General features: G+C 60.0%; 24 protein-coding genes. 15 read left to right on the top strand and 9 right to left on the bottom strand.

The features are described from left to right. The first annotated feature begins 177 nt into the window (after positions 1 to 177). Positions 178 to 798, top strand: a complete 621-nt coding sequence (locus RBH10_RS18705) for a glutathione S-transferase family protein (RefSeq protein WP_281036171.1) — start codon at positions 178 to 180, stop codon at positions 796 to 798. A 154-nt stretch (positions 799 to 952) separates the two neighbouring features. Here the strand turns inward: RBH10_RS18705 and RBH10_RS18700 are convergent, their stop codons facing one another. Both RBH10_RS18700 and RBH10_RS18695 read right to left on the bottom strand, forming a co-directional pair. Next, positions 953 to 1,612 carry a glutathione S-transferase family protein gene (locus tag RBH10_RS18700; RefSeq protein ID WP_281036172.1) on the bottom strand — a complete coding sequence of 220 codons (660 nt, stop codon included), beginning with the start codon at positions 1,610 to 1,612 and terminating at the stop codon, positions 953 to 955. A gap of 184 nt (positions 1,613 to 1,796) precedes the next feature. Beyond that, on the bottom strand, positions 1,797 to 2,312 hold the full coding sequence (locus RBH10_RS18695) for a MarR family winged helix-turn-helix transcriptional regulator (RefSeq protein ID WP_281036173.1): 516 nt from the start codon (positions 2,310 to 2,312) through the stop codon (positions 1,797 to 1,799). Between the two features lie 241 nt (positions 2,313 to 2,553). On the opposite strand from RBH10_RS18695, the gene RBH10_RS18690 reads away from it, so the two are divergent. The 4 genes from RBH10_RS18690 to RBH10_RS18675 all read left to right on the top strand — a co-directional run bounded on the left by RBH10_RS18690 (position 2,554) and on the right by RBH10_RS18675 (position 8,157). Continuing rightward, a complete protein-coding gene (locus RBH10_RS18690) occupies positions 2,554 to 4,086 on the top strand; it encodes an MDR family MFS transporter (protein ID WP_281036174.1) in 1,533 nt (510 codons plus the stop codon). 279 nt (positions 4,087 to 4,365) lie between these two features. Further along, the gene (locus RBH10_RS18685; RefSeq protein ID WP_281037352.1) at positions 4,366 to 5,376 is read left to right on the top strand and encodes a ligase-associated DNA damage response exonuclease; all 1,011 of its coding nucleotides are present in this window, start codon (positions 4,366 to 4,368) and stop codon (positions 5,374 to 5,376) included. A 1-nt stretch (position 5,377) separates the two neighbouring features. Continuing rightward, positions 5,378 to 7,003, top strand: a complete 1,626-nt coding sequence (locus tag RBH10_RS18680) for a cisplatin damage response ATP-dependent DNA ligase (protein ID WP_281036175.1) — start codon at positions 5,378 to 5,380, stop codon at positions 7,001 to 7,003. A gap of 188 nt (positions 7,004 to 7,191) precedes the next feature. Next, a complete protein-coding gene (locus RBH10_RS18675) occupies positions 7,192 to 8,157 on the top strand; it encodes a S9 family peptidase (RefSeq protein ID WP_281036176.1) in 966 nt (321 codons plus the stop codon). 38 nt (positions 8,158 to 8,195) lie between these two features. On the opposite strand, the gene RBH10_RS18670 is transcribed toward RBH10_RS18675, so the two are convergent. Together RBH10_RS18670 and RBH10_RS18665 are read right to left on the bottom strand one after the other, a co-directional pair. Beyond that, the gene (locus RBH10_RS18670) at positions 8,196 to 8,978 is read right to left on the bottom strand and encodes a glycosyltransferase family 32 protein (RefSeq protein WP_281036177.1); all 783 of its coding nucleotides are present in this window, start codon (positions 8,976 to 8,978) and stop codon (positions 8,196 to 8,198) included. Between the two features lie 153 nt (positions 8,979 to 9,131). Then, the gene (locus tag RBH10_RS18665; RefSeq protein WP_281036178.1) at positions 9,132 to 11,861 is read right to left on the bottom strand and encodes a heavy metal translocating P-type ATPase; all 2,730 of its coding nucleotides are present in this window, start codon (positions 11,859 to 11,861) and stop codon (positions 9,132 to 9,134) included. A gap of 167 nt (positions 11,862 to 12,028) precedes the next feature. Between RBH10_RS18665 and RBH10_RS18660 the strand changes: the two genes are divergently transcribed. Both RBH10_RS18660 and RBH10_RS18655 read left to right on the top strand, forming a co-directional pair. Further along, on the top strand, positions 12,029 to 12,937 hold the full coding sequence (locus RBH10_RS18660) for a L,D-transpeptidase (RefSeq protein ID WP_045018130.1): 909 nt from the start codon (positions 12,029 to 12,031) through the stop codon (positions 12,935 to 12,937). A gap of 159 nt (positions 12,938 to 13,096) precedes the next feature. After that, on the top strand, positions 13,097 to 13,822 hold the full coding sequence (locus tag RBH10_RS18655) for a L,D-transpeptidase (protein WP_045018390.1): 726 nt from the start codon (positions 13,097 to 13,099) through the stop codon (positions 13,820 to 13,822). A 55-nt stretch (positions 13,823 to 13,877) separates the two neighbouring features. Here RBH10_RS18655 and RBH10_RS18650 read toward each other — a convergent pair whose 3' ends face one another. Then, entirely contained in the window at positions 13,878 to 14,336 is a 459-nt protein-coding gene (locus RBH10_RS18650) for a MarR family winged helix-turn-helix transcriptional regulator (RefSeq protein WP_281036180.1), read from the bottom strand. 193 nt (positions 14,337 to 14,529) lie between these two features. Between RBH10_RS18650 and RBH10_RS18645 the strand changes: the two genes are divergently transcribed. From RBH10_RS18645 to RBH10_RS18635, 3 genes are all read left to right on the top strand, one after another. After that, positions 14,530 to 14,952: an organic hydroperoxide resistance protein gene (locus RBH10_RS18645; protein ID WP_045018126.1), complete on the top strand. Its 423-nt coding sequence runs from the start codon at positions 14,530 to 14,532 to the stop codon at positions 14,950 to 14,952. A gap of 109 nt (positions 14,953 to 15,061) precedes the next feature. Then, positions 15,062 to 15,445, top strand: coding sequence for an MbcA/ParS/Xre antitoxin family protein (locus tag RBH10_RS18640; RefSeq protein WP_281036181.1), 384 nt, complete (start codon positions 15,062 to 15,064; stop codon positions 15,443 to 15,445). Then, complete coding sequence (locus tag RBH10_RS18635) at positions 15,405 to 16,166, top strand: RES family NAD+ phosphorylase (protein WP_281036182.1); 762 nt, start codon at positions 15,405 to 15,407, stop codon at positions 16,164 to 16,166. The genes RBH10_RS18640 and RBH10_RS18635 overlap by 41 nt, the downstream gene beginning before the upstream one ends. Before the next feature lie 42 nt (positions 16,167 to 16,208). Here the strand turns inward: RBH10_RS18635 and RBH10_RS18630 are convergent, their stop codons facing one another. From RBH10_RS18630 to RBH10_RS18620, 3 genes are all read right to left on the bottom strand, one after another. Further along, positions 16,209 to 17,723 (bottom strand): ABC-F family ATP-binding cassette domain-containing protein, encoded by a 1,515-nt coding sequence (locus RBH10_RS18630; RefSeq protein ID WP_281036183.1) that lies wholly within the window; start codon positions 17,721 to 17,723, stop codon positions 16,209 to 16,211. 386 nt (positions 17,724 to 18,109) lie between these two features. Then, positions 18,110 to 18,532 carry a YciI family protein gene (locus tag RBH10_RS18625; RefSeq protein WP_281036184.1) on the bottom strand — a complete coding sequence of 141 codons (423 nt, stop codon included), beginning with the start codon at positions 18,530 to 18,532 and terminating at the stop codon, positions 18,110 to 18,112. A gap of 101 nt (positions 18,533 to 18,633) precedes the next feature. Beyond that, entirely contained in the window at positions 18,634 to 19,080 is a 447-nt protein-coding gene (locus tag RBH10_RS18620) for a MarR family winged helix-turn-helix transcriptional regulator (RefSeq protein ID WP_281036186.1), read from the bottom strand. A 150-nt stretch (positions 19,081 to 19,230) separates the two neighbouring features. Here RBH10_RS18620 and RBH10_RS18615 point away from each other — a divergent pair, with 150 nt between their 5' ends. The 3 genes from RBH10_RS18615 to RBH10_RS18605 all read left to right on the top strand — a co-directional run bounded on the left by RBH10_RS18615 (position 19,231) and on the right by RBH10_RS18605 (position 21,357). Beyond that, positions 19,231 to 19,959: a thioredoxin family protein gene (locus RBH10_RS18615; protein WP_281036187.1), complete on the top strand. Its 729-nt coding sequence runs from the start codon at positions 19,231 to 19,233 to the stop codon at positions 19,957 to 19,959. Positions 19,960 to 19,986: 27 nt separating this feature from the next. After that, positions 19,987 to 20,475 carry a DUF1579 domain-containing protein gene (locus RBH10_RS18610; protein WP_281036188.1) on the top strand — a complete coding sequence of 163 codons (489 nt, stop codon included), beginning with the start codon at positions 19,987 to 19,989 and terminating at the stop codon, positions 20,473 to 20,475. Between the two features lie 99 nt (positions 20,476 to 20,574). Then, the gene (locus RBH10_RS18605) at positions 20,575 to 21,357 is read left to right on the top strand and encodes a VOC family protein (protein ID WP_281036189.1); all 783 of its coding nucleotides are present in this window, start codon (positions 20,575 to 20,577) and stop codon (positions 21,355 to 21,357) included. A gap of 45 nt (positions 21,358 to 21,402) precedes the next feature. On the opposite strand, the gene RBH10_RS18600 is transcribed toward RBH10_RS18605, so the two are convergent. Further along, positions 21,403 to 22,299: a LysR family transcriptional regulator gene (locus tag RBH10_RS18600; RefSeq protein WP_281036190.1), complete on the bottom strand. Its 897-nt coding sequence runs from the start codon at positions 22,297 to 22,299 to the stop codon at positions 21,403 to 21,405. Positions 22,300 to 22,420: 121 nt separating this feature from the next. Between RBH10_RS18600 and RBH10_RS18595 the strand changes: the two genes are divergently transcribed. Both RBH10_RS18595 and RBH10_RS18590 read left to right on the top strand, forming a co-directional pair. Further along, positions 22,421 to 23,143 carry an SDR family oxidoreductase gene (locus tag RBH10_RS18595; RefSeq protein WP_281036191.1) on the top strand — a complete coding sequence of 241 codons (723 nt, stop codon included), beginning with the start codon at positions 22,421 to 22,423 and terminating at the stop codon, positions 23,141 to 23,143. A gap of 13 nt (positions 23,144 to 23,156) precedes the next feature. Continuing rightward, entirely contained in the window at positions 23,157 to 23,507 is a 351-nt protein-coding gene (locus tag RBH10_RS18590) for an Atu4866 domain-containing protein (protein ID WP_281036192.1), read from the top strand. Positions 23,508 to 23,555: the final 48 nt, after the last annotated feature.

The raw sequence follows: 23,555 nt of genomic DNA, 5'->3' as shown, positions 1-23,555 counted from the left end.
GCGTCGCATGCGTTCGACTAAACTCGACGCGCTTCATAAATAACCTTTGACGCGGCCGGCTGTCGGCAGGATGATGGCTTGCCCTTGCGTGTGATGGCCAACCTTGGCCGCCGGCAGGAGCCGGCGTCCGCAACAGGAAAAGGTGGACGCCTTCATTGCCCTGGAGGTCGCATATCGATGTTCACACTGTTTTTCTCCCCCGGTTCCTGCTCCCGCGCCAGCCATATCGTGCTTGAGGAATCCGGCCTGCCTTACACGGCCCATCGCGTCAATTTCGCCGAGGGCGAGCAGCGCTCCGAGACATTCCTGAAGATCAATCCGAAGGGTCGCGTACCGGCGCTGGCAACGGCAAGCGGGGTGCTGACCGAAACGCCCGCCATCCTCGCCTTCATCGCGCAGATGGCTCCGGAGAAGAAACTCGCACCGCTCGACGATCCCTTCGAATTCGCCCTGATGCAATCCTTCAACGCTTTCATTTCCTCCACGGTACATGTTGCCCATGCACATGGCCGGCGCGGCAGCCGCTGGGCGAATGAGGAGGCATCTCTGGCGGACATGAAGGCGAAGGTGCCGCAGACCATGACCGAATGTTTCGACCTGATCGAACACGGCATGCTGCACGGCCCATGGGTTCTCGGCACCGCCTATTCGGTCGCCGATCCCTATCTTTTCGTCATGTCCGGCTGGCTGGCAAGCGATGGCGTGGATATTGCCCGCTTCCCGAAGGTGCACGACCATTTCCGGCGCATGAACGAGCGGCCCGCGGTTCAGAGGGCGCTGGCGGGCGAGAAGGGGTGATGCGCTAAAAAGCTTGCTTCGTCATCCTCGGGCTTGTCCCGAGGATCCAATCACATCTCGTAAAATCTAGAGGTTGCAGATCCTCGGGACAGGCCCGAGGATGACGTCGAGTGCGGAGAGAGGTCTGCCAACTATCCTCAGCTAGCGCCTTCGTTCACGCCGCCTCGGCTGTGCGGCTATCCCACATGGTCTTGAATGCGGTGCGGGCCTGGCAACGCTCCAGCCAGGCCTTGAGCGCCGGATGGGCGTCGAACAGCGGCTGGTGACCCTGTGCGTAACGGACGATTTCCGCGACGTTGAGATCGGCGACGGTGAACCGGTCGCCCACCAGATAATCGTGGCTGGAAAGATGCTGTTCCAGCACCCGGAACGGGCGCTTCAAAAGGCGCGCGGCGACATCGATCACCGCTTTGCCGGTATCGCTGTCCGCCAGACCTTCGGCGATGGCGGAGGAAATCTTCAGCGAATTGGTCTCGACTTCGGTTGCGGCGAAGAAGGACCATTGCAGCATCGCCGCATCTTCCTTCAAATCGACAGGGGCGAGCGGTCCGCCATATTTGCGGGCGAGATAGAGATTGATGGCCATGGATTCGTAAAGCACCATGCCGTCATCTTCGATGCAGGGGATGGTGCCCATCGGGTTGATGGTCAGAAACGCGGGGGACAGCGTGTTGAGCGGCGCGTCCACTGCCAGAGGATCGGCAACGCGGCGGGCCTGCACGACAGGCACATGCTTGAATTCCATGCCCAGTTCCCCGGCAAGCCAGAGCGTGCGCGTGGCGCGGGAACGGTAAACACCATAGATCGTCAACATCGAAGTTACCCCCTTAAGAGCATTTCCAGTAAAACTGCGCCGCAGTTTTACGCCCGGACAATGCGGAAAACAAAAAGCAGGGCACGGCCGACGATGTCGGCAAACAGAACGTGCTCCGGCCTTCTCGATGGCGGCACGTTAAGGTCTCGTCCTTTTAAAGTGAAGTTGCGGATGGCGAGGCCAACTATGATTTTTTCTGATCCGTCAGGAGGTCCGTATCCGGTGACAGCCGGTACTCGAAACGGTCGATGAACCGTTCGAAAAGCCGTGCGAATGTTTCTACATCCTCCTCCGGCCAGCCATCCATCACATCCTGGATGACGCTCATCTTGGTCCTGCGCATTTCCTGAAGCAGATTGGTTCCAAGTGGCGTGATCTCGACGATGCTGCGGCGGGCGTCCTCCTGCGAGACGCCGCGTTTCAGCAGGCCGCGCCCAACCATATCCGCCACCACCCGGCTGCCGCGTGAAGGGTCGATGCGCATGCCTTCGGCAATCGCGCCAACGGTGACATCGCCGTCCGCACGGCGCAATATATCGAGAACGTCGATATGGGAGAGTTCAAGACCCGGAGCCACCTTGGCAAGCGCCATGCGACCGATGATGCGCCGTCCGATCATGATCCGCATGCGCGTCATCGTATTGCCGATACGCCTGATGTCGTCGGGCAGATCCTCGTTCCAGTCTTCCTCAGTCGCCACGCTTCGCCGTTCCTTTCGATGCCAGTTCGCGATCACATTTAAAGCATTTCCAGTAAAAGTGCGTAGCGGTTTTACGCCCGGACAATGCGCAAAACAAAAACATAGAGCGCATCCGACGATTCGATTTAACCGGATGCGCTCGTCCCATTAACATGGATGTCAAAAACTTGCCATTGACATATATGTGCTGATAGCACACAAATTGCCGCAGCAAAACCGCCGAACCTAAACGAGATTTTTCATGGATATGTCCGCAGCCCCCGTGGCGCCGCTTGTGTCGGATCATCGGCGCAGGCTCATCGTCTTTCTGTTTCTGATGCTGGCCATGTTCATGGCGACACTCGACAACCAGATCGTATCGACAGCACTTCCCACCATCGTCGGCGAGTTCGGCGCGCTGGAGCGTTTCGGCTGGATCGGTTCGGCCTATCTTCTGGCGACCAGCGCGGTCATGCCTGTTTATGGCAAGCTCGGCGATCTGTTCGGACGAAAGTATGTGATGATCGCGGCGGTCATCATCTTCACGGTCGGGTCGCTTGCCTGCGGGCTGGCCTGGTCGATGGATAGCCTGATCGCGGCCCGCGTGCTTCAGGGGCTTGGCGGCGGCGGCATCATGGTGTCGATCTTCTCCGTCAATGCGGATCTGTTCGAACCGCGTGAAAGAGCCCGTTATCAGAGCTATTCCAGCCTCACCATCATGGCCTCGGGCAGCGTCGGGCCAATTCTCGGTGGCACGATGAGCGATCTGTTCGGCTGGCGGTCGATCTTCCTCATCAACCTGCCGCTCGGTATCATTGTCATCACCGGCCTTGTTTTCATGCTGCCTTACCGCCGTCCCGCGCGTCAGCCGAAGATCGACTATCTTGGCGCGGCGCTGCTGGCAGCTACGATTGCAAGTGTGGTGTTCTGGGCCGATAGCAGCCAATTGTTCGGCTCGCTTTTTGCCGGACCCAGCCTCGGCATCATCGCTTTTGCGGTCATCGCGGCCTTCCTCTGGGTGCAGGTGGAGCGCCGAGCGCCGGAACCCGTGGTGCCGCTGCGTCTCTTCAAGGACAGCACCTTTCCGCTGTTGATGATCGTTTCTCTGACCAGCGGCGGCATCGGCATCGGCATGGTCAATTATTACGCCCTGTTCCTGCAAACCACGACCGGGCTTTCCCCCTCCCATGCCGGGCTGTTCTTCATCGCGGTCACCGGCGGCATCGTCATGGGCTCGCTATCGGCGGGGCGGCTGATCTCGATCAAGGGCGTTTACAAGCCGTTTTCGGTGGCGGGGCTGACGCTCAATCTTCTCGCCATGCTCAGCTTTACGCAGGTCCATGCCGGCACGCCGCTGGTGCTGATCGGTGCTTTGATGCTGGTGCAGGGTTTCGCCGTCGGTCTCGGCCAGCAGGCGCCGATCATCGGCGTGCAGAATTCGGCACCCAAGGCGGATATCGGTGCTGCGAGCGGCGCGGTGACGCTGACCCGCATGGGCGGTGCTGCCATCGCCATCTCGGTCTATGGCGCGATCATCACCTCGAGCCTGAAGGGCGTGCCCGCCAACATTCCGGGCATCGGCAGGATCGAGGAACTGACGCCGAAAATGCTGTCCGAATTGCCCGCAGCCTCACAGACGGCGGTCGCAGCTCTCTATTCGGATGCCTTCACCCCGCTGTTTTTCGCAGCCGCCGCAACCGCCGCCATCGGCCTTGCCGCAGCACTGATGCTGAAACCGGTCCGGTTGCCGGTGGCGGCGCAGGCGGCGAAGCCGGCAGAGAGTGCGGGGGAGTGAGGGCCGTCGGACGCCGCTGAAAGGCGCGTTCCAATCTTTCCTCCGTCATCCTCGGGCTTGCCCCGAGGATACACAATCCGGCGCACCATGGATCCTCGGGGCAAGCCCGAGGATGACGTGGCGTTTGATGGACAGGTCTGTCAAATAAGTCTCCGCAGGCGCTTGAACGAAATTCACCGCCCCGGCAAAACAAAAACCACACCCCTGGAAATCTAACGCCCGTTCCGCGTTATGCTCGCAGCACTTTAAATTTGCGCGGGCGGCCCTATCTCCATGAATATGAAGCCGGAACAGCTCCTCAACTCCACGCCCAAGGGCCTTTATTGCCCGCCGGGCGATTTTTATATCGATCCCGTTCGCCCGGTGGCGCGGGCGCTCATCACCCACGGCCATTCCGATCACGCCCGTGCCGGCCACGGGGCGGTGCTGGCCACGCGCCAGACGCTGGATATCATGCGCATCCGCTACGGCGAGGATTTCTGTGGCAGCGAACAGGCGGTCGCATTTGGCGAGGAGGTGGAGGTGAACGGTGTGACCGTCGGTTTCCACCCCGCTGGCCATGTGCTGGGCTCGGCGCAAGTCTCCGTAGAAATGAACGGCATGCGCATCGTCGCCTCCGGCGATTACAAGCGCGGCATCGATCCCACCTGTACACCCTTCGAGACGGTGCCCTGTGATGTCTTCATCACCGAGGCCACCTTCGGGCTACCGGTGTTTCACCATCCGCTGCCGCGTGTGGAAATCGGCAAGCTGCTCACTTCCATCCGGCAGTTTCCCGAGCGCACCCATCTGGTCGGGGCCTATTCGCTCGGCAAGGCGCAGCGCGTCATCCGGCTTTTGCGCGACAACGGTTACGCCGACCCCATCTATATCCACGGCGCGCTGGCGCGGCTCTGTGATTATTACGTTTCGCAGGGCATCGATCTCGGTGATCTGAGGCCCGCTACGCTTGAGAAAAGCGATCCCACCGACTTCAGGGGTGCGATCGTCGTCGGCCCGCCCTCGGCCTTTCAGGAACGTTGGGCGCGGCGCTTCAACGAGCCGCTGATCGCCTTCGCGTCCGGCTGGATGATGGTACGGCAACGGGCGAAACAGGGCGGCGTGGAACTGCCGCTGGTCATATCAGACCATTGCGACTGGCCGGAATTGTTGGAGACAATCCAGGAAATTGGCCCGCAAGCCGTATGGGTCACCCATGGCCGGGAAGAGGCGCTGGTGCGGTGGTGCGAGTTGCAGGGCATAGCCGCCAAGCCGCTGCATCTTGTCGGTTACGAGGACGAGGGGGATTGAGATGAAAGCCTTCGCCACTCTTCTCGACCGCCTCGTTCTCACCCCGTCGCGCAACGGTAAGCTGAAACTGCTGACCGATTATTTCCGCGATACGCCCGATCCCGACCGGGGTTACGGGCTGGCGGCGATTGCCGGCACGCTCGATCTCAAAAGCGTCAAGCCCGCCATGCTGCGCGAGCTGGTGCTGGAGCGGATGGACGAGGTACTGTTCCGTTATTCCTATGATTACGTGGGCGATCTTGCCGAGACCATATCGCTGGTCTGGGGCAATATCGGCGGTGCCGATGATTCCGAGGCGCAGGATCCCCGTCTTGGCGACGTCGTGACGCTGATGAATTCACTTGGCCGCACCGAGGTGCGCAGCGCGGTGCGCGATCTGCTCGACCGGCTCGATACATCCTCGCGTTTCGCCTTCCTCAAACTCGCAACCGGCAGCCTGCGCATCGGCGTTTCAGCGCGGCTTGCGCGTCAGGCGCTGGCGGATTTCGCGGGCAGGGACATCACCGAAATCGAGACCCTCTGGCACGGTTTGACACCTCCCTACACATCGCTTTTCGCATGGCTGGAAGGCAGGACTGATCGCCCGGTGCTGGCCACACCAGCCATCTTCCATTCGGTGATGCTGGCGACGCCGGTGGCCGAGGGCGATCTCGATGCGCTGGACCCGGCCGACTATGCCGCCGAATGGAAGTGGGACGGCATCCGTGTGCAATTGTCGCGCGCCGGTGCCACACGAAAACTCTATTCCCGCTCCGGCGACGATATTTCCGGCGCCTTTCCCGATGTGCTTGACGCAATCGATTTCGAAGGCGTGATGGATGGCGAATTGCTGATTGGCGGAACGGCGCGGTCCAACAATCTCACCCGCACCTTTTCCGATCTGCAGCAGCGGCTGAACCGCAAGACGGTCACGGCCAAGATGCTGGACGATTATCCGGCCTTTATCCGCGCCTATGACCTGCTGTTTGATGGCGAGAGCGACATTCGCGCGCAGACCTATCTGCAACGTCGTGGCCGCCTGTCGGATATCATCGAACACGCGCCGCACGACCGCTTCGACCTGTCACCGCTGATCGGTTTCTCGACATGGCCGGAACTGGACGCGCTGCGTGCCGCACCGCCCGATCCTGTCATCGAAGGGGTGATGATCAAGCGTCGTGACAGCACCTATCAGGCCGGGCGCGCCAAGGGGCCGTGGTTCAAGTGGAAACGCGATCCCTATAACATCGACGCTGTCATGATGTATGCGCAGCGCGGCCACGGCAAACGCTCAAGCTATTATTCCGATTTCACCTTTGGCGTATGGGCGGAAGGCGAGGATGGCGAACAGCTCGTGCCTGTTGGAAAGGCCTATTTCGGGTTCACCGATGCGGAGCTGGAAGTGCTGGACAAGTTCGTGCGCGACAATACCGTCGAGCGTTTCGGCCCAGTGCGTGCGGTGCGCGCCACGCCCGATTTTGGTTTCGTACTGGAGGTGGCCTTCGAGGGCATCAACCGCTCCACCCGCCACAAATCCGGCGTCGCCATGCGGTTTCCGCGCATTGCAAGGTTGCGCGCCGATAAATTGCCGGCGGAGGCTGATCGGCTTTCGACGCTGATCGCGATGATCGATGGCGCGGAAGGTTAGGGCGCTTGCCGCTGGATGAGACACCAATTTCGCTCATTCCTGTGCGTGTTGCAGGAATGAGGAAATGTTTGTCCAGAAATTGCCACGATGGCTGCGAATACATTGTTGTCATTCGCAGATCCGTGATTGGACAGTATCCCGCCGCAGTGATGAACTGCTTCTAATGTTTTGATCGCTCAGGTGCGCATATGCCAGACAAACGCTTTCTTTCCCCAGCCTTCGGACAGGAAGAGAGCGGCATGATTTCAGGGAGCCTGACGCGGCGCAGCCTTCTGGCCGGTGCCGTGGGCCTGTCAGCGGCCGCACTTTTGCCGCGGGGCGCGAAAGCGGGCATTCCCGCGCCCGTGATTCTACCGCTGGAAAAGCAGGATTATGGTGAGGCGCGCAAACGTTTCCACACCCATCTGCTGCACAAAATGGCCGCACCGGAAAAATCATCGCCGCTCGGCACGCCGCCCGGTGCCGAACGGGTGACCTATCGCGGCGGGCCGGATGGTTCGATCGAGCTTGTGGCCTGGCTTTCCCATTATCAGCCCTCGACGGTGCTGAAACCCGCAATTCTGTTCCTGCATGGCGGTAACGCCACCGGCGACGGCCATTGGGCGATGATGAGACCCTATTGGGAGGCGGGTTACGTCGTGCTTCTGCCATCCTTCCGGGGGGAGAACGGCCAGAGCGGCAATTATTCCGGTTTCTACGATGAAACGGCGGATGCGCTGGCGGCTGCCGCCTATCTGGAAAGCCTGCCCGGCATCGATAAAAAGCGGTTCTTCATCGCCGGCCATTCCAATGGCGGCACATTGACGATTTTGGCGGCCATGAGCCGCAAGTTCCGGGCCGCTGCGCCGATCTCGGCGGGCGTCAATTCATGGCGTTATTTCAACCGCTATTCGGAGGAACTCTGTTTCGACGACACCGACGAGCGGGAATTCATCATGCGCTCTTCGGTCTGTTTCGGCCCCAGCCTCAAATGTCCAACGCTGTTGCTGCGCGGCACGGAGGAGCGACCGTTCGATGCCGATCATCAGCTTTTCGTGGATCGCGCTTTGACGTCCGGGTTCAAGGTGGACAAGCAATTGCTGCCCGGCACCCATAATGGCGTTGTCCCGGGCGCGGTGGCGGAAAGCATCCGCTTTTTCAACGGTTTTGTCTAAGCGCGATATTGCGCCGCTGCTTGCGGGCGCATGGCGTCCTAGTTTTTGACGATGGACGTCTTGGCCTGCTCCGCCCACCATGCGCCGTCTTTTTTGTCGGCATATTGCGCGCGCTTGTTGGTGAATTGCCCCTGGGTGCACATCTCGCGGTAATTGCGAACCGGCAGCCCGAGTTCCTTGACGACGGCATGCACCACCGTCGGGCCGGTCATGTCATAGACGCTGACGAGCGTTCCCTCTTCGATATTCTGGGCAATACGATCGGCTATCAGCCGCAGCGCCGGGTGGCCGGGTTTGGAAGCCATGAAGTAATTTGTGATTTCGCCATCTTTCATGGCAATGAAAACGGCTTCTTCATCCGTGCCGATCACATCTTCCGGGCGAGCCGCAAAATTGGAATCGATATCCAGATAGATGCCGCCTTCCTGCAGAAGAACCAGAATACGCCAGAAATCCGCCTTGGCGGCACCGACCTGCAATCGCCGGAAGGCATCGGCATAACGTCCGGGAAAATGTCGGTCGATATAGGCCTGGCACGCCTCGTCATCATGGTAACGATATTCGAATTCCGGGGTCAGCCAACGGTTGAACAGGAAATTCGCATAGATCGGCGTCGTCACCCTGTTGGAATAATTCGTCTGCCAGATGATGCGGGGAATGGCTTTTTCCGCTTTTACGCTGCGTTTGGCCGGCAAGAATTCGGGAAGCGTCTTTCTTCTGCCGGGCCTTATAAACAGATCGATCGAGAAGATGACCTTGACGATATTGCCGCCGATCTTGATTGCGCGGTACGCAATGCGGTTATAGCCATGCTTTGCCAAGTTCAGCGCTCCCTCGCGTGGATTCGTTTTTCACGCGCGTGGAAAACGGCGGTACGCGGTATTTATTGGACGCAATTAGTTTGTCAATACGCTGAAAATGAGATCGGCCGAGCCCGGATTAACGGGGCTCGGCCGGTTTGGGAGGGCTTGTGATCAGGCTTTGTTGCGGTTGAAGTAACCGAGCAGCCGCATGGCATTGGCAGTGACCAGAACCGTGGCACCGGTATCGGCAAAGACGGCAAGCCACAGGCCGGAAAGACCGGTGACGGTTGTCACCAGAAACACCGCCTTCAGGCCGAGCGCGATCGTCACGTTCTGGCGGATATTCGCCATCGTGGCGCGCGAAAGGCCGATGAGGCGGGCGGCGTCACCGACATTGTTGCGCATCAGCGCCGCATCCGCCGCTTCCATCGCCACGTCAGTACCCGAGCCGATGGCGACACCGACGCTTGCCGCAGCAAGGGCAGGCGCATCATTGATGCCATCGCCGACCATCACCACGGTCTTCTTCTGGGCAAGCTTGCGGATTTCCTCGACCTTGTTCTGCGGCAGCAATTCGCCGCGCGCTTCAAGCCCCAGCTTGTTGCCGATGGCCTTTGCCGTGCGGGCATTGTCGCCCGACAGCATCAGCGAGGAGATACCCATCTCCTTCAGCGCCTTGATGCCATCTGCCGCATCCTTGCGCGGCTCGTCGCGCATGGCGAAGAGACCGCTTGCTTCACCGCCGGCCATGACGACGGCCACCGTCTTGCCTTCGCTTTCCAGTGCGGAAATGCGATCGGCCAGTTCCTTCGAAAGGGTGCCGACTTCGGTTGCAAAACGCGGTGCACCGATGAAGAGGTCTTTTCCGCCCACATTGCCTTGCATGCCGCGCCCGGAAATCGCCTTGATGTTGGAACCGGGCAGGGGCTTCACGCCGGCCTTGTTGGCATGGTTGACGATGGCTCGTGCCAGCGGATGGCTCGATTCGTGCTCGATGGTCGCGGCTTCAGCGATCAGCCCGGCCTCGTTGCCGTCAAGCGACACCACGTCAGTTACCACGGGTTCGCCGAGCGTCAGCGTGCCGGTCTTGTCGAAGGCGACGGTTTCGGTGCGCGCCAGCATTTCGATAACCGCGCCGCCCTTAACCAGCATGCCATGCCGTGCCGCAGCCGAAAGGCTGGAGGCGATTGCGGCGGGAACGGAGATGACGAGTGCGCAGGGGCAACCGATCAGCAGCAGCGCCAGACCGCGATAAATCCAGGTATCCCAGTCGCCAAGGCCGACAAGCGGCGGCACGACGATGGTGAGCGCCGAAATCGCCACGATCAGCGGCATGTAATAACGCGAGAAGTTCTGGATGAAGCGCTCGGTCGGGGCGCGGGCATCCTGCGCTTCTTCGACAAGCGTGATGATGCGGGCAATGGTGTTGTCTTCCGGCGCCCGGTCGACCCGGATGCGCAGCGAACCGTCATGGTTGATCGAACCCGCAAAGACGCGCGCGCCCTTTTCCTTGGCGACCGGAATGCTTTCGCCGGTCATCGGCGATTCGTCGACGCTGGATTCTCCGTCCATCACCACGCCATCGGCGGCGATGCGGTCACCCGGACGCGCCACGACTACCTGGCCGATGCGGACCTGATCGGCAGCCACCTGCCGAAGGGAGCCGTTTTCTTCCACCAGCGCGGTCTTCGGCAGGAGCGAGCCGAGAGCCTTGATGCCTGAGCGTGCACGCGCGGCCGCAAAACCCTCGAGCAATTCGCCGACGGAGAAGAGCAGCACGACAATCGCCGCTTCTTCCGCCTCGCCAATGATGATGGCGCCGATGGCGGCAATCGTCATCAACATCTCGATGGTGAAGATCGCGCCGAAACGTGCGGCGTTGAAGGCGTTGCGCGCAATGGGAAACAGTGTGACCAGCGTTGCGACGATGAAGGCGTAACCGCCCCATGCCGGAAAGGTCAGTTCCGCCGCATAGGCGGCCGCGACCAGAATGGTGCCGGTGAAGGTGTTACGGGCCTTGGCAGTGCGCCACCATGCGCCTTTTTCATCCGCACCATGCGCATGTCCGACCTCAGTGCTATGGGCTGCCGGTTCTGTCTGCGCGTGGTCATGCGAATGCTTGGCGTGATCATGGTCGTGGCCGCCGCAATTGGCGTGATCGTGATCCGAATGGTCATGTCCGGCGTGGTCGTGGCCCGAATGATCGTGACTTGAGTGATCATGCCCGGAATGATCGTGGTCATGATGGTCGCCGCTGCACGATCCATGATCATGCTCGTGATCTTCCACCTTTCCGCGCGCAGCCTTTTCCTGCGGCAGCAAGGCGGGCTTGAACCCGAGCTTGCGCAGCGTGTCCTCGATTTTTTCGACCGGGGTTTTGCTTTCGGTAAGCGACAGGTTCAGTCTTTCGCGTGCAACGGAGACCTTGACGTCGGCAACGCCGGGAAGGCGGGAAAGCGCGGTCTCGATCTTCGCCGCGCAGCTGCCGCAATCCATGCCGCCAACCGAAAAGATCAACGCATTGCTATCGCTGTTGTTGCTGGTGTTCGTGCCTGCGGCAGTGTCGATCTCGGCATGATGACCTCCGCACGTCGAATGGTCGTGATGGTCATGATCTGCTTCGACTTTTGCCCGGGGAGCCTTCTCCTGCGGCAGCAAAGCCGGTTTGAATCCGAGCTTGCGCAGCGTGTCCTCGATTTTTTCGACCGGCGTTTTGTTCTCGGCCAGCGACAGGTTCAGTCTTTCCCGTGCAACGGAGACCTTGACGTCGGCAACACCGGGCAGGCGCGAGAGTGCGGTCTCGATCTTCGCCGCGCAGCTGCCGCAATCCATGCCGCCGACGGAGAAGGTCAGTTGCTCGCTGTCGTCTGGCTTGATGTTCATGCCTGTCGAAATATTCATGATTTCCGCTCCTGAATTCCACTCGACAGCCAATCTGGCACCTCTAGCAACTAGAGGTTCAAGGGCAAAAATGCACTTTTTCGATTTTTTTTGAAAAGCGCACACCAGCCTCGCGCCAGCCGCGCCGTGCATCATGCGGTCAAACTTGGTTTCATGAAGCGGTTCAGATGACAGCACTCCTATTGAAAACTTGCCGCCGGGCGGCCTCTCTGGCGGGTCTCGCGCTGCTGCCTCTCCTGAGCGGCTGCCTTTTCGTGACGGATACGAGCCGGATGAACCCGGATGTCTTCGTGCAGGAAACGGCGCCGGTCTTCAATTTCAATTCCGTCAGCTCCAATCGCCAGCCGGAACTGCCGCCGCAGCCGGGTCAGCTTTCCACACGCCCGCCGGATCTGTTCAGAACCCGCTTCCATCAGGAATACGGCCCGCCGGTGCGCGGGCAGGGTCTCAGCGCACCGCAGGTACAGGGCCTGAATGTGCCGCAGGCGCAGGGGCAGACGATGGCGTATGGCCTGCCGGTCTCTAATCCGCTGCATCGGGTCATGTATGGTCCGATCCGCGACGAGGACCGCTCCCTGCCGGCCATTCCCTATGGTCGCATCGATTCGCGTTACCTGAGGCAAGAGGTGAGCTACCAGACGGCGGAAGCGCCGGGCACCATCATCGTGGATACGAAGCAGCATTTCCTTTATCTCGTGCAGTCGGGCGGCAAGGCGATCCGTTATGGCGTTGGCCTCGGGCGTGACGGTTACGCCTGGTCGGGTCGCGGCAAGATCCAGTGGAAGGCGAAATGGCCGCGCTGGACGCCGCCGGATGAAATGGTCAAGCGTCAGCCGGAACTCACCTCCATCTCCGCCAAAAATGGTGGCATGACACCGGGTCTCAACAATCCGCTCGGTGCCCGCGCGCTCTATATTTTCAAGGACGGCAAGGACACGCTTTACCGCGTACACGGCACGCCGGACTGGCAGTCGGTCGGCAAGGCGACCTCGTCCGGTTGCGTGCGCATGCTCAATCAGGATGTGATCGACCTCTACGAGCGCGTGCCGCAGGGCGCACAGATTGTGGTTATCTGACCACTTTCTAAAAGAAAGCGCTGCATCGTGGGGTTCCTCCAGCGCCTTGTGACTGGCTTTTAGCGGTCGGTTAACTATTTTCGCAATACGCCTGTGTACGTGGAACAAACGATGTACAACGGCGATTTAGCCGTTCGAAATGTGGGACAATCCGGCCTTATGACAAGCACCGACACAGATCTTTCCAGACGCACTTTCCTTTCCCTTCTGGGTATTTCCTCCGCTTCGTTGCTGGCAGGTTGCGCTTCCTCCGGCACGGGTGAAGCCATTCGCCAGCAGGCGAGCAGCATCGGCAGCGATTTCCGCCAGATGTTCTCGTCTGGTGTCAGCGATGCGGAACTGGCCGTCATGTACGGTTCGGTCGAGGATGGCGGTTACGTCATTCCGGCAATCCCTTATCAGAAAATCGACCGGCGCTTTTATCGCCAGCGCGTCGTCGATCCGACCGGCGAGCGCCCCGGCACCGTCGTCGTGGATACGCGCTCGCGCTTCCTCTATGTCGTGGAGCAGGGCGGCAGCGCCATGCGTTACGGCGTCGGCATTGGCCGTGATGGTTTCGCCTGGTCGGGTGAAGGCGTCATCCAGTGGCGCCAGAAGTGGCCGAAATGGACCCCGCCGGACGAAATGGTCGCCCGCCAGCCGGAACTGGTCAAATATTCCTCCAAGAACGGCGGCATGCCACCGGGCCTGAAGAACCCGCTCGGCGCCCGCGCGCTCTACATCTTCCAGAACGGCAAGGACACGCTTTACCGCCTGCACGGCTCGCCGGAATGGAACTCCATCGGCAAGGCCGTCTCTTCCGGCTGCGTACGCCTGATGAACCAGGACGTCATCGACCTCTACGACCGCGTGCCGCAGAAGGCGCGTGTGGTGGTGTGGCAGTAAGCCAAAGCCCATTTATATAAAAAGGCGGCCTTGTGCCGCCTTTGTTTTTTCGGGATCACGGCCGGGTAAGGCCATCCCTCAACGCATTCACCTGGTCGCGCAGCTGCGCCAGTTCCTCCAGCCCGCAGCCGGTGGCGCCGCCGATTGCGGCCATGATCTTCACGCCTTCTTTTTTGAGGTCGGCGCCTTTCGGCGTCACGGCCACCAGCACCTGCCGCTCGTCTACCGTGCCGCGTTTGCGGGTAATCAGTCCCGCATGTTCCAGCCGCTTCAGCAGCGGGGAGAGCGTGCCGGAATCGAGGCCCAGCATTTCGCCGAGCGCCTTGACGGTGGCGGTTTCCTTTTCCCATAACGCCATCATGACCAGATATTGCGGATAGGTCAGGCCGATCGGGTCCAACAGCGGCTTGTAGGCGCGCGTGAAGGCGTGCGCCGCGCCGTAAAGGGCAAAGCATATCTGCTGGTCCAGCCTCAGCAGGCTTTCCATATTCATGTCGTTGCCCTCTGCGCCCATTGTTCTGCTCCAAAAATCAACCGGGAAGGGAACAATCAGCCCTGCCTTTCGGTTCCTGCCACATGGATGCGCGGCGAAATTTCGTGAAATTATCGCAAAAAACGATTTTTTATTCAATGCGCAAAATTATATTGCGCACAATTGAATTGCGCGTTATAAGAAGCTCAACACCAACCCAAAGGGAGTAAATGCCATGCCTATTCTCTACACGACCAAAGCATCCGCCACCGGTGGCCGCGCCGGCAACGCCAAGTCCGAGGACGGCGTTCTCGACGTTACGCTCACCGTTCCGAAGGAACTGGGCGGCGATGGCGCCGTTGGCACCAATCCGGAACAGCTTTTCGCAGCCGGTTATTCCGCCTGCTTCCTGGGCGCGCTGAAATTTGTCGCCGGCAAGGAAAAGGTAAAGATTCCTGAAGACACGACTGTGACGGCAACCGTCGGTATCGGCCCGCGCGAAGATGGCGGCGGTTTCGGCATCGAAGTATCGCTGAAGGCAAATATTCCGGGCGTCGAGCGCGAAGTCGCTGAAAAGCTGGTTGCTGCCGCTCACATCGTCTGCCCTTACAGCCACGCCATGCGCACCTCCACGGAAGTGCCGGTCTCGGTGGCCTGATCCAATCCGCGTGAGCAATTCCATGTGAGCAATGAGGCCGGGTTCATCCCGGCCTTCTTGTTTGTGGAAAGAAATATGCTATATTCTTTCCAAGGAAAGGATATGCGCCATGAATATTCACGCCAAGACCGCCCTGGATCCTGCTTCGCAGGGCAGGGTCGTCACCAAGGCCGTTATGACCGCTGCCGAGCGGCTGGGCCTGAATGCCGCCCGCACGGCGGATATTCTCGGTGTTTCCGCGCCGACGGTGTCGCGCATGAAGCGGCTGGATTTCCTGCTGGAGCCGGGGGCCAAGTCCTTTGAACTTGCAGTACTGCTGATCCGGGTTTTCCGCTCGCTGGATGCGATTACCGGCGGCGATGAGGCGGTGGCCAAAAACTGGCTGCGCAATCATAATACGGCGCTTGATGCCGTGCCTGCCGAGAGGCTCACCACCATTACCGGATTGATCGATGTCCTCTCCTATCTGGACGCCCGACGCGCTCCTGTCTGAAAAACGCGCCGCATCGGGAAAATACTGGCGGCTGGTGGAAGCGCAGCATCAGGTATCCACCATGAAACTGGTGGATACGGTGGAGGAGCAGTCGCTGCTGGAAGATATTCTGGAGGCGAGTAAACGGCCGTTTCCGCCGGAATGCGCCGGTTTCGACTATCTTCTCGCCACGCCCTTCCGTTATGGCGCTGCCTATCCGCATGGCTCGCGGTTCCGCCGGGCCGGGTTCACCGAGGGCGTTTATTACGCCGCCGCGAAGGTGGAAACGGCGCTTGCCGAAATGGCCTTCTATCGGCTGCTGTTTTATGCGGAATCCCCCGGCACGCCGTTGCCCGCCAATCCCGCCGATTATTCCGCCTTCGCCGCCCGTATCGCCACGGATGCGGCGCTGGACCTGACGAAACTGGGACTGAGCCGGGACGAGGCGCTGTGGACCGATCTGCAAAATTACGAGCCATGCCAGGCGCTGGCCGAGCAGGCACGTCTGGCCAAGATCGAGGCGATCCTTTACCGCTCGGTGCGCGATCCCGCAGGCGGCCTCAATATCGCGATCCTGTCGCCCAAAGCCTTTGCTGAAAAAATGCCGGTGGAACGGATGAGCTGGCGCATCCGCCTGTCGAAGACGGGCGTGCAGGCGCTGTGCGAATTCCCAATGCGCAGAACGGGATTTGCGGTCTCGGATTTCGCCGGCGATCCACGCCTCGCCAGCCTGCTGGGCTGACGGGCGTTTTGCTGGTTTTACCCTCGATCTATTGGAGAGTTGTCATGCCGAAGCGAAAAACGCTTCGGGATCGTCGACTTCCACCAGCCTGCGCTTGTCGATCAGCCAGAAACGGGTTCCGACCGCCCGCACGAAACTTCTATCGTGCGAGACGAACACGCAGCTGGCCTCACGGCTGATGATTTCCGCCTCCAGTGCTTCCTGCCCGTCTATATCAAGATGGTTGGTGGGCTCGTCCAGCAGGTAGAAATTCGGCTCCGCCAGCCGCAGCGCCAGCATGGCAAGCCGCGCCTTCTGCCCGCCGGAAAGCGTTGCGATGCGGCGTTTCTGCATTTCCATATCGATCCCGGCGCCGGCGAGCAGACCGTGGATGCGCTGGTCGCCAATGTCGAAGCGGCGGGTCATGAACGCCGCCGGCGTGCTGTCGTCGTCGATTTCGGCAAGCGACTGATCGACATATCCGGCTACCAGCGAGGGCGTGGCCTTGACGCCCTCCTGTATCTGGCCCGCACCCGATACCGCCGCCTGCAGAAGCGACATCAGCCGCGTCTTGCCGACGCCGTTGCGGCCGAGAATGACGATGCGGTCAGCCTGCCGGATAAATTGCCGGCCGGTGCGAAACAGCACTGTTCCGTCCGGCGTCGAGACGGGCACGTCCTCCAGAGTGACCAGAACCTTGGCATGGGTGCCGCGATTGGCGAGCTGGATCTTGCCGGCGGATCGCTCACTATGGGCGGGCCGCGCCTTCTCCTCCAGCTTTTCGGCGCGCTGGCGCAATTGCTTGGTCTTGACGGTCAGAAGATCGCTGCCGGAATTGATGCCGATATTGTTGAGCTTGGCGGCCTGCCGGCGCAATTGCTGCGCGGTTTTCATGTCGCGCTGGAAACGCCGCTCATCGGCAGCATCATCCTCTTCCAGTGCTAACCGCGCGTGGCCGTAGGGCAACCGGAACAGTGCCGAATTTTCCGGCCGCAGGAACAGCGTGGTCTTCGTGACATTGTCGAGAAAGGCGCGATCGTGGCTAACGATGATAACTGCGGTATCGCGCGGCAACTCAGCGAGCCAGTTTTCCAGCACGTTGATTTTTTCGAGATCGAGATGGTTGGTCGGCTCATCGAGCAGGAGGATATCCGGCTCGGTGATCCATGCCCGCGCCAGCATGGCAAGCCTCTGCCAGCCACCGCTCAGCTCTTTCAGGCGGCGCTCGCGGAACGGCTCCGGCACCAGCATCGCGTCGAAAATAATGTCGGCGCGCCAGCTTTCACTGTCGATCGTGTCCGCCGGAAGGGCGGAAAGCACGGCGTCCCGCATCGTCTGTTCCATAAGGGCGGAGGGGAGATGCTGGTGGACGATGGACTGCGTCAGCCCGCGCAGCTGGGTGATATCGCCACTGGTGGCGTCCAGCTCACCGGCAAGGCAATTGAGCAGGGTGGATTTGCCGCAGCCATTGGCGGCGACGATACCGATGCGGTCTCCCGCATTCACGGTGAGGCTGAGATTGGAAAAAAGCGGCTTGCCCAGAATGATTCCGAGGTTTCGAAGCGTGATGATGGTCATAATTTGTCTCTGGCAAAACGGACCCTCGACGAACCGTGGTCTGCGGCAATGCAGTACGGGGTTTCGGTTCGGGATGATCCGTCGTGAAAACATGCGCAACGGCAGACAAGCTGCATTCTGCGCGGCCTTTTAGGCAAACCAGAGTTTTGGTGTTCCGGTCAGCCCTGCAAACGCGTCTGCAGGGCAAAAAGGTGGCAGAGCTGACGATTGCGCCAGAAGCAGGAAATATCCATGCGAAGCCTCCTTTCTTGATACGTGTTGAACCGCTCCACCATTAACAGTGGTGGTTGTTCGAGGCAATGGCTTTTGGAGGGGGACGCCGTGCGGGAGAATGCGGCAGGTCCGCACTCTCCTGTTTCAATCCGGCTCTCGACCTTGAGCGGCTTTTACTGCTTTCCGACCCGCGCACGCAGCTCTTCGACATGGGCGGCGATTTCAGGCGTCACCACATCGCCGAAATCCTCCATTTCGAACATCGGGCGGATTTCGATCTCGCTGCGCTCCAGCATCGGGTTCGGGCAGCGTTTCACCCATTCCACTGCCTCGTCCATGTCCTTCACCGTCCAGATCCAGAAACCGGCAACAAGCTCGTTGGTATGCGGGAAGGGGCCGTCGACGACGGTGCGGCTGTTGCCATCGAAAATGACCCTCTTGCCCTTGGACGAGGGGTGCAGGCCGTCGCCGGATTGCATGATGCCGGCATTGACCAGTTCCTCGTTGAATTTTCCCATTGCCTCCATGAGTTCGGTCGTGGGCATGACACCATCTTCGCTGCTCTTGGTGGCTTTTACAAAAACGATTGCACGCATGATCTTTCCTCCTTGATCGCGTTCTCCGTGTAGTTTCGCTCCCCGGCACGACGGCCAGATGACATTCTGGCGCACAAAAGTGACGCTATGCCGTCATCCCGTCAGCCGAGATCGATAAGGTCACGGCGCAGCCGGTTTGGATCGCCGCTGCCGATGCGGGCCTCGATTTCGGCATGGGTCTGTTCCCAGATCGGAAATGCGGCGACGAGCACAGCCATGCCCTCGGCCGTCAGCCGCAGACGCTTGCCACGCTTGTCCTTCGGGTCCTGTTCGATGCTGATCAGCCCGCGCCGCTCCAGCGGTTTCAGTGCCGCCGTCAGCGTCGTGCGGTCCATGGCCAGAAGATTGGCGACCGGTCCCATTGGCGGCGGCTCCGGCCGGTTGAGCGACATCAGCAGGGAGAACTGGCCATTGTTGATGCCAACGGGTTTCAGCGCATTGTCGAACAGCCGCGCCAGCGCCCGCGCCGCACGTTGCGCATGCAGGCAAAGACAGGAGTCCCGCACGAAAAGAGTTGCTGAAAAAGGAATCACGCTGGCGTTTGACATGGGATTAATATGTTGATATCAACCTAATTAGTCAAGCGGAACTTGTTAGTCTGCTGGCGGTTTTCTTGGCTTTCAATGCAGAAATAAGCGGCGTCCTCCACGGAAGTGGAGCTGTGCCGTGGTGAAAGACGGATCCAAGGAGGAAAGATCATGTCTCATCCCGTCGTTTCGAAGGAGGAGTGGCTTGCGGCCCGCCGCGATCTGCTGGTGAAGGAAAAGGAACTGACCCGCGCCCGTGACAGGCTGAACGACGCGCGGCGCGCATTGCCCTGGGAAGAGGTGACGAAGGATTATATTTTCGACGCACCTTCGGGCCCGAAATCGCTGAAGGAGCTGTTCGGCAATTGCAGCCAGCTCATCGTCTACCATTTCATGCTGGCACCCGACTGGGAGGAGGGCTGCACCGGTTGCTCCTTTTTCGCCGACCATGTCGATGGTGCTCTGATCCATCTGAAACATGGCGATGCCGGTTTCGTCGCGGTTTCGCGCGCGCCACTCGAAAAGATCGAGGCCTATAGAAACCGCATGGGCTGGCAGTTCCCGTGGGTTTCGGCTGAACGCAGCGACTTCAACTATGATTATCAGGCCTCCTTCCGCGACGAGGATATCGAGAGCGGGGCGATCACCTACAATTATCGTGAGATCGAGCCGATGGGTGATCTGAAGGACCTGCACGGCGTCAGCGTTTTCGCCAAAGGCGAGGACGGCAAAATTTACCACAGCTATTCCGCCTATGCCCGCGGCATGGAGCAGACGGTCGGCACATTGATGCTGCTCGATCTGGTGCCAAAAGGCCGTAATGAAGAGGGTGTAATGGATTGGGTGCGCCGGCACGACCAGTATGAGGACGAGCCGAAGGCCGCGTCTTGCTGCCACTGAACCACAGACGAGGAGGAGGAGACGAAAATGGAAAGTGCCAAGCCGCAGAAGGAACACGAGTTCCTGAGCAGGATCGTCGGCGATTGGGTCATGACCGCCAGTTCAGGCTACGAGGGATACGATCCCACTGACCCCGCCCAGCGGTTCACCGAAACCGTCAGCTCCGTCGGTGGGCTGTGGATCATCGGGAACGGCTCCGGCAAGATGCCTGATGGCTCGGTCATGACGGCCGTCATCACGGTGGGTTTCGACCCGGCCAAGGGCCATTTCGTCGGCACCTGGGTCGGATCGATGATGACCTATCTCTGGGTCTACAAGGGCTGGCTGGAAGACGACGGCAAGACGCTGACACTGGAAGCGGAAGGGCCATCCTTCGACGGTTCGGGCCGCATCGATACCTACCACGATGTGCTGGTGCTGCATGACGACAACCACCGCGGCTTTTCCGGCAGCGTCCGCCAACCGGACGGCAGCTTCAAGACCTTCATGACATCGGAATTCCGGCGCAAGGCGTGATGCCACGCCGGAACTGCCCGACCACGCCGAATGACGCGCCGCCGCCCCCTGCGGCGGCCGATTGCCAGAAAACTCACGTCATAACCCCGGAGAGACAAAATGTCCGATACACACGGAAAATTCATATGGGTCGAACTGATGACGCCTGACATGGAGGCGGGCGCCCGCTTTTATGGCCACGTCGTCGGCTGGCAGACCAAGGATTTCGGTTCGCCGGAAATGCCCTATCTGGTGCTGGAGGCCGATGGCAAAGGCATGGGCGGCGTCATGGAACTGACCGAGGAGCACAAGGGTCAGGGCATTCCGCCGAACTGGACCGGCTATGTCGATGTCGACGATGTCGATGCCACGGCAAAGCTTTTTGCGGAAAAGGGCGGCTCGGTCAGACGTCCGCCGCAGGATATTCCCGAGATCGGCCGTTTCGCCGTGGTGGCGGATCCTTTCGGTGCGGTTATCTGCATCATGACGACACTGCCGATGGAAACCGGCGGCTTCCCCGAGGATACCCAGAGCAAGCAGGGCCATGTCGGCTGGCATGAACTCTTCACCGACAATGTCGATGAAGCCATCGCCTTTTACGGCGAGGTCTTCGGCTGGACGAAGGACCATGATTTCGACATGGGCGGTGAAATGGGCCCGTATCGCATCTTCGCCCACAAGGGCAAGGCAATCGGCGGCATGATGAAACGCATGCCGCAGATGCCCGTCTGCCATTGGAGTTATTACTTCAATGTCGACGGCATCGAGGAAGCCATCACCCGTGTCAGCACTGGCGGCGGCAAGGTCGTCAACGGCCCGATGGAGGTTCCCGGCGACAGCTGGATCGTTAATTGTCAGGACCCGCAGGGCGCGTTCTTCTCGCTGCTGTCGCAGAAGAAATAACCCTTTCGCCTGACATACCGATCTGCCGGAGGCCGCTCCGGCAGATTACCGGTTTCTCGGCAAGCGAACGTGATCGATAAAAGCGCGCAGCTTCGGCGCGAGATTACGGCGATTGGGATAATAGAGATAAAATCCCGCAAAGGTCGGCGAATGGTCCTCCAGCATGGAAACGAGCTTGCCGCTCTCCAGATAGGGACGGAACGTCTCTTCCATGCCGAATGTGATGCCGGCGCCGGCGCAGGCCAACTTTATCATCAGCTGCATGTCGTTGGTGGTGAAGTCCGGCTGCACCGCCACCGCGAACTCACGGCCATTTTCCGCAAATTCCCAGCGATATGGCGCAACGCCCGGACGAGGCCGCCAGCCGATACATCTGTGATGCATCAAGTCGCGGGGCTGCGTCGGTAAGGCGAAACGGTCCCGGTATTGCGGAGAACAGACGGCGAGCTGCCGCTGCGGAGCGGAAACCGGAACGGCAATCATATCCTGCGCGATCAGCTCCCCCAGACGCACGCCGGCATCGTAATGTTCGGCAACAATGTCGAACTCCTCGTCCGTCACGACGATATCGAGCTGCACTTCCGGATGCGCTTCGGCAAAGCTCGCGAGCAATGGCCCGGACAAAAAGCGCTCGGCTATCGAGGAAACGGCAAGCCGCAATTGCCCCCGCGGAGTTCCGCTGAGGGAAGAGGCGGCCTGTGTCGCTTGCACGAGGTTGCCGATGGATGGCGACACATCGGCGTAAAGCTGCTGTCCCGCTTCCGTCAGGCTGACGCTGCGTGTGGTGCGCTGCACCAGCGCTATTCCCATCGTCTCTTCAAGCTTGCGGATGGTCTGGCTGACGGCGGATCGCGTTACGCCGAGCCTGTCCGCAGCGGCCCGGAAACTGCGTTCCTCGGCAACCATGCAGAAAGTGGAGAGCGCGTTGAGATCGACATTCATTGATTAGAAAATCTATCCATAGAGGTTACGATTGAGGCGATTATCACGACAATGGCAAAGCTTTATCTTTCCTGCAACGGCCGCTTCCAAAAAAGCGGGCCGTAACGGCAAGGAGAAAGCCATGACATTGAACAAAGTTGTTCTCATCACAGGTGCATCGAGCGGAATAGGTGAGGGTATCGCAAGGGAACTTGCCGCCGCCGGTGCGAAACTGGTTCTGGGCGCGCGCCGCATGGACCGTTTGCAGGCTTTGGCCGAAGAACTACGCCAGACGGGCGCCGAAGTTGTCGTCCATCCGTTGAATGTAACGGAAAGGCAGAGTGTCGAAGCTTTTGCGGAGGCCGGGCGCAAGGCCTTCGGCCAGATCGACGTTATCGTCAACAATGCCGGTATCATGCCGCTTTCGCTGATGTCGTCGCTCAAGGTCGATGAATGGGACCGAATGATCGACGTCAACATCAAAGGCGTGCTTTACGGGGTTGCCGCCGTTCTGCCTGATATGACCGCGCGTGCTTCCGGCCACATCGTCAACATCGCCTCCATCGGCGCACTGGCCGTTTCGCCCACGGCTGCCGTCTATTGCGCGACGAAATTTGCGGTACGCGCCATTTCGGACGGGCTGCGGCAGGAAAACCGCGATCTCCGCGTCACCTGCATTCATCCCGGCGTGGTGGAAAGCGAACTCGCCGGCACCATCACCGATCCGGCTGCTGCGGAGTTGATGCAGAGCTACCGGGCCGTGGCATTAAAGCCGGACGCCATCGGCCGCGCGGTCCGCTATGCCATCGAACAACCCGAAGACGTGGACGTCAATGAAATCGTCGTCCGCCCGGTGGCCGCGTAGGAGGATCGGGCGAATGAATATTGTTTCGACATCGGTTGCCCTTGTGCTCGCAGCGGCTGGCGCCGATACCGGCCACCATCAGGACGGTCGTGCCGTGAAAGGGAATACGGACAAGATAGTCCAGGCCGAAAGCCACCCCTATATCGGCATGTGGGTCACCGGCGATGGTCATGTCCGTCAGGAGCTTTTGCCTGATGGTCGTTACGATGAGGCACGCGGCCAGCGCAAAAGCGCTTATCAGGGGCGATATGAGGTGAAAGGCAACCGTATCAATTATTGGGACGATACCGGTTTTACCGCCGACGGCGAATTCGTTGATGATGTGCTCTATCACGGCGGCATGATCTTCTATCGCCAGAAATAGGCCGCCACGCCGACCAATTAAAAAGCGCCGCCCGGCTCATCAAGGCTG

It is taken from the genome of Rhizobium sp. AN73 (assembly GCF_030757975.1).
GTDB classification, from domain to species: Bacteria; Pseudomonadota; Alphaproteobacteria; order Rhizobiales; family Rhizobiaceae; genus Agrobacterium; species Agrobacterium arsenijevicii.
This window is presented reverse-complemented; position numbering and strand designations above follow the sequence as displayed.

Coding starts and splice junctions, on each gene's coding strand:
- RBH10_RS18630 (WP_281036183.1), bottom strand. CDS start 17,723: ATGACCATCATCACGCTTCGAAACCTCGGAATCATTCTGGGCAAGCCG.
- RBH10_RS18590 (WP_281036192.1), top strand. CDS start 23,157: ATGAATATTGTTTCGACATCGGTTGCCCTTGTGCTCGCAGCGGCTGGC.
- RBH10_RS18600 (WP_281036190.1), bottom strand. CDS start 22,299: ATGAATGTCGATCTCAACGCGCTCTCCACTTTCTGCATGGTTGCCGAG.
- RBH10_RS18620 (WP_281036186.1), bottom strand. CDS start 19,080: ATGTCAAACGCCAGCGTGATTCCTTTTTCAGCAACTCTTTTCGTGCGG.
- RBH10_RS18605 (WP_281036189.1), top strand. CDS start 20,575: ATGTCCGATACACACGGAAAATTCATATGGGTCGAACTGATGACGCCT.
- RBH10_RS18615 (WP_281036187.1), top strand. CDS start 19,231: ATGTCTCATCCCGTCGTTTCGAAGGAGGAGTGGCTTGCGGCCCGCCGC.
- RBH10_RS18705 (WP_281036171.1), top strand. CDS start 178: ATGTTCACACTGTTTTTCTCCCCCGGTTCCTGCTCCCGCGCCAGCCAT.
- RBH10_RS18650 (WP_281036180.1), bottom strand. CDS start 14,336: ATGGGCGCAGAGGGCAACGACATGAATATGGAAAGCCTGCTGAGGCTG.
- RBH10_RS18625 (WP_281036184.1), bottom strand. CDS start 18,532: ATGCGTGCAATCGTTTTTGTAAAAGCCACCAAGAGCAGCGAAGATGGT.
- RBH10_RS18685 (WP_281037352.1), top strand. CDS start 4,366: ATGAAGCCGGAACAGCTCCTCAACTCCACGCCCAAGGGCCTTTATTGC.
- RBH10_RS18595 (WP_281036191.1), top strand. CDS start 22,421: ATGACATTGAACAAAGTTGTTCTCATCACAGGTGCATCGAGCGGAATA.
- RBH10_RS18690 (WP_281036174.1), top strand. CDS start 2,554: ATGGATATGTCCGCAGCCCCCGTGGCGCCGCTTGTGTCGGATCATCGG.
- RBH10_RS18655 (WP_045018390.1), top strand. CDS start 13,097: ATGACAAGCACCGACACAGATCTTTCCAGACGCACTTTCCTTTCCCTT.
- RBH10_RS18645 (WP_045018126.1), top strand. CDS start 14,530: ATGCCTATTCTCTACACGACCAAAGCATCCGCCACCGGTGGCCGCGCC.
- RBH10_RS18700 (WP_281036172.1), bottom strand. CDS start 1,612: ATGTTGACGATCTATGGTGTTTACCGTTCCCGCGCCACGCGCACGCTC.
- RBH10_RS18610 (WP_281036188.1), top strand. CDS start 19,987: ATGGAAAGTGCCAAGCCGCAGAAGGAACACGAGTTCCTGAGCAGGATC.
- RBH10_RS18660 (WP_045018130.1), top strand. CDS start 12,029: ATGACAGCACTCCTATTGAAAACTTGCCGCCGGGCGGCCTCTCTGGCG.
- RBH10_RS18635 (WP_281036182.1), top strand. CDS start 15,405: ATGTCCTCTCCTATCTGGACGCCCGACGCGCTCCTGTCTGAAAAACGC.
- RBH10_RS18640 (WP_281036181.1), top strand. CDS start 15,062: ATGAATATTCACGCCAAGACCGCCCTGGATCCTGCTTCGCAGGGCAGG.
- RBH10_RS18675 (WP_281036176.1), top strand. CDS start 7,192: ATGCCAGACAAACGCTTTCTTTCCCCAGCCTTCGGACAGGAAGAGAGC.
- RBH10_RS18680 (WP_281036175.1), top strand. CDS start 5,378: ATGAAAGCCTTCGCCACTCTTCTCGACCGCCTCGTTCTCACCCCGTCG.
- RBH10_RS18665 (WP_281036178.1), bottom strand. CDS start 11,861: ATGAATATTTCGACAGGCATGAACATCAAGCCAGACGACAGCGAGCAA.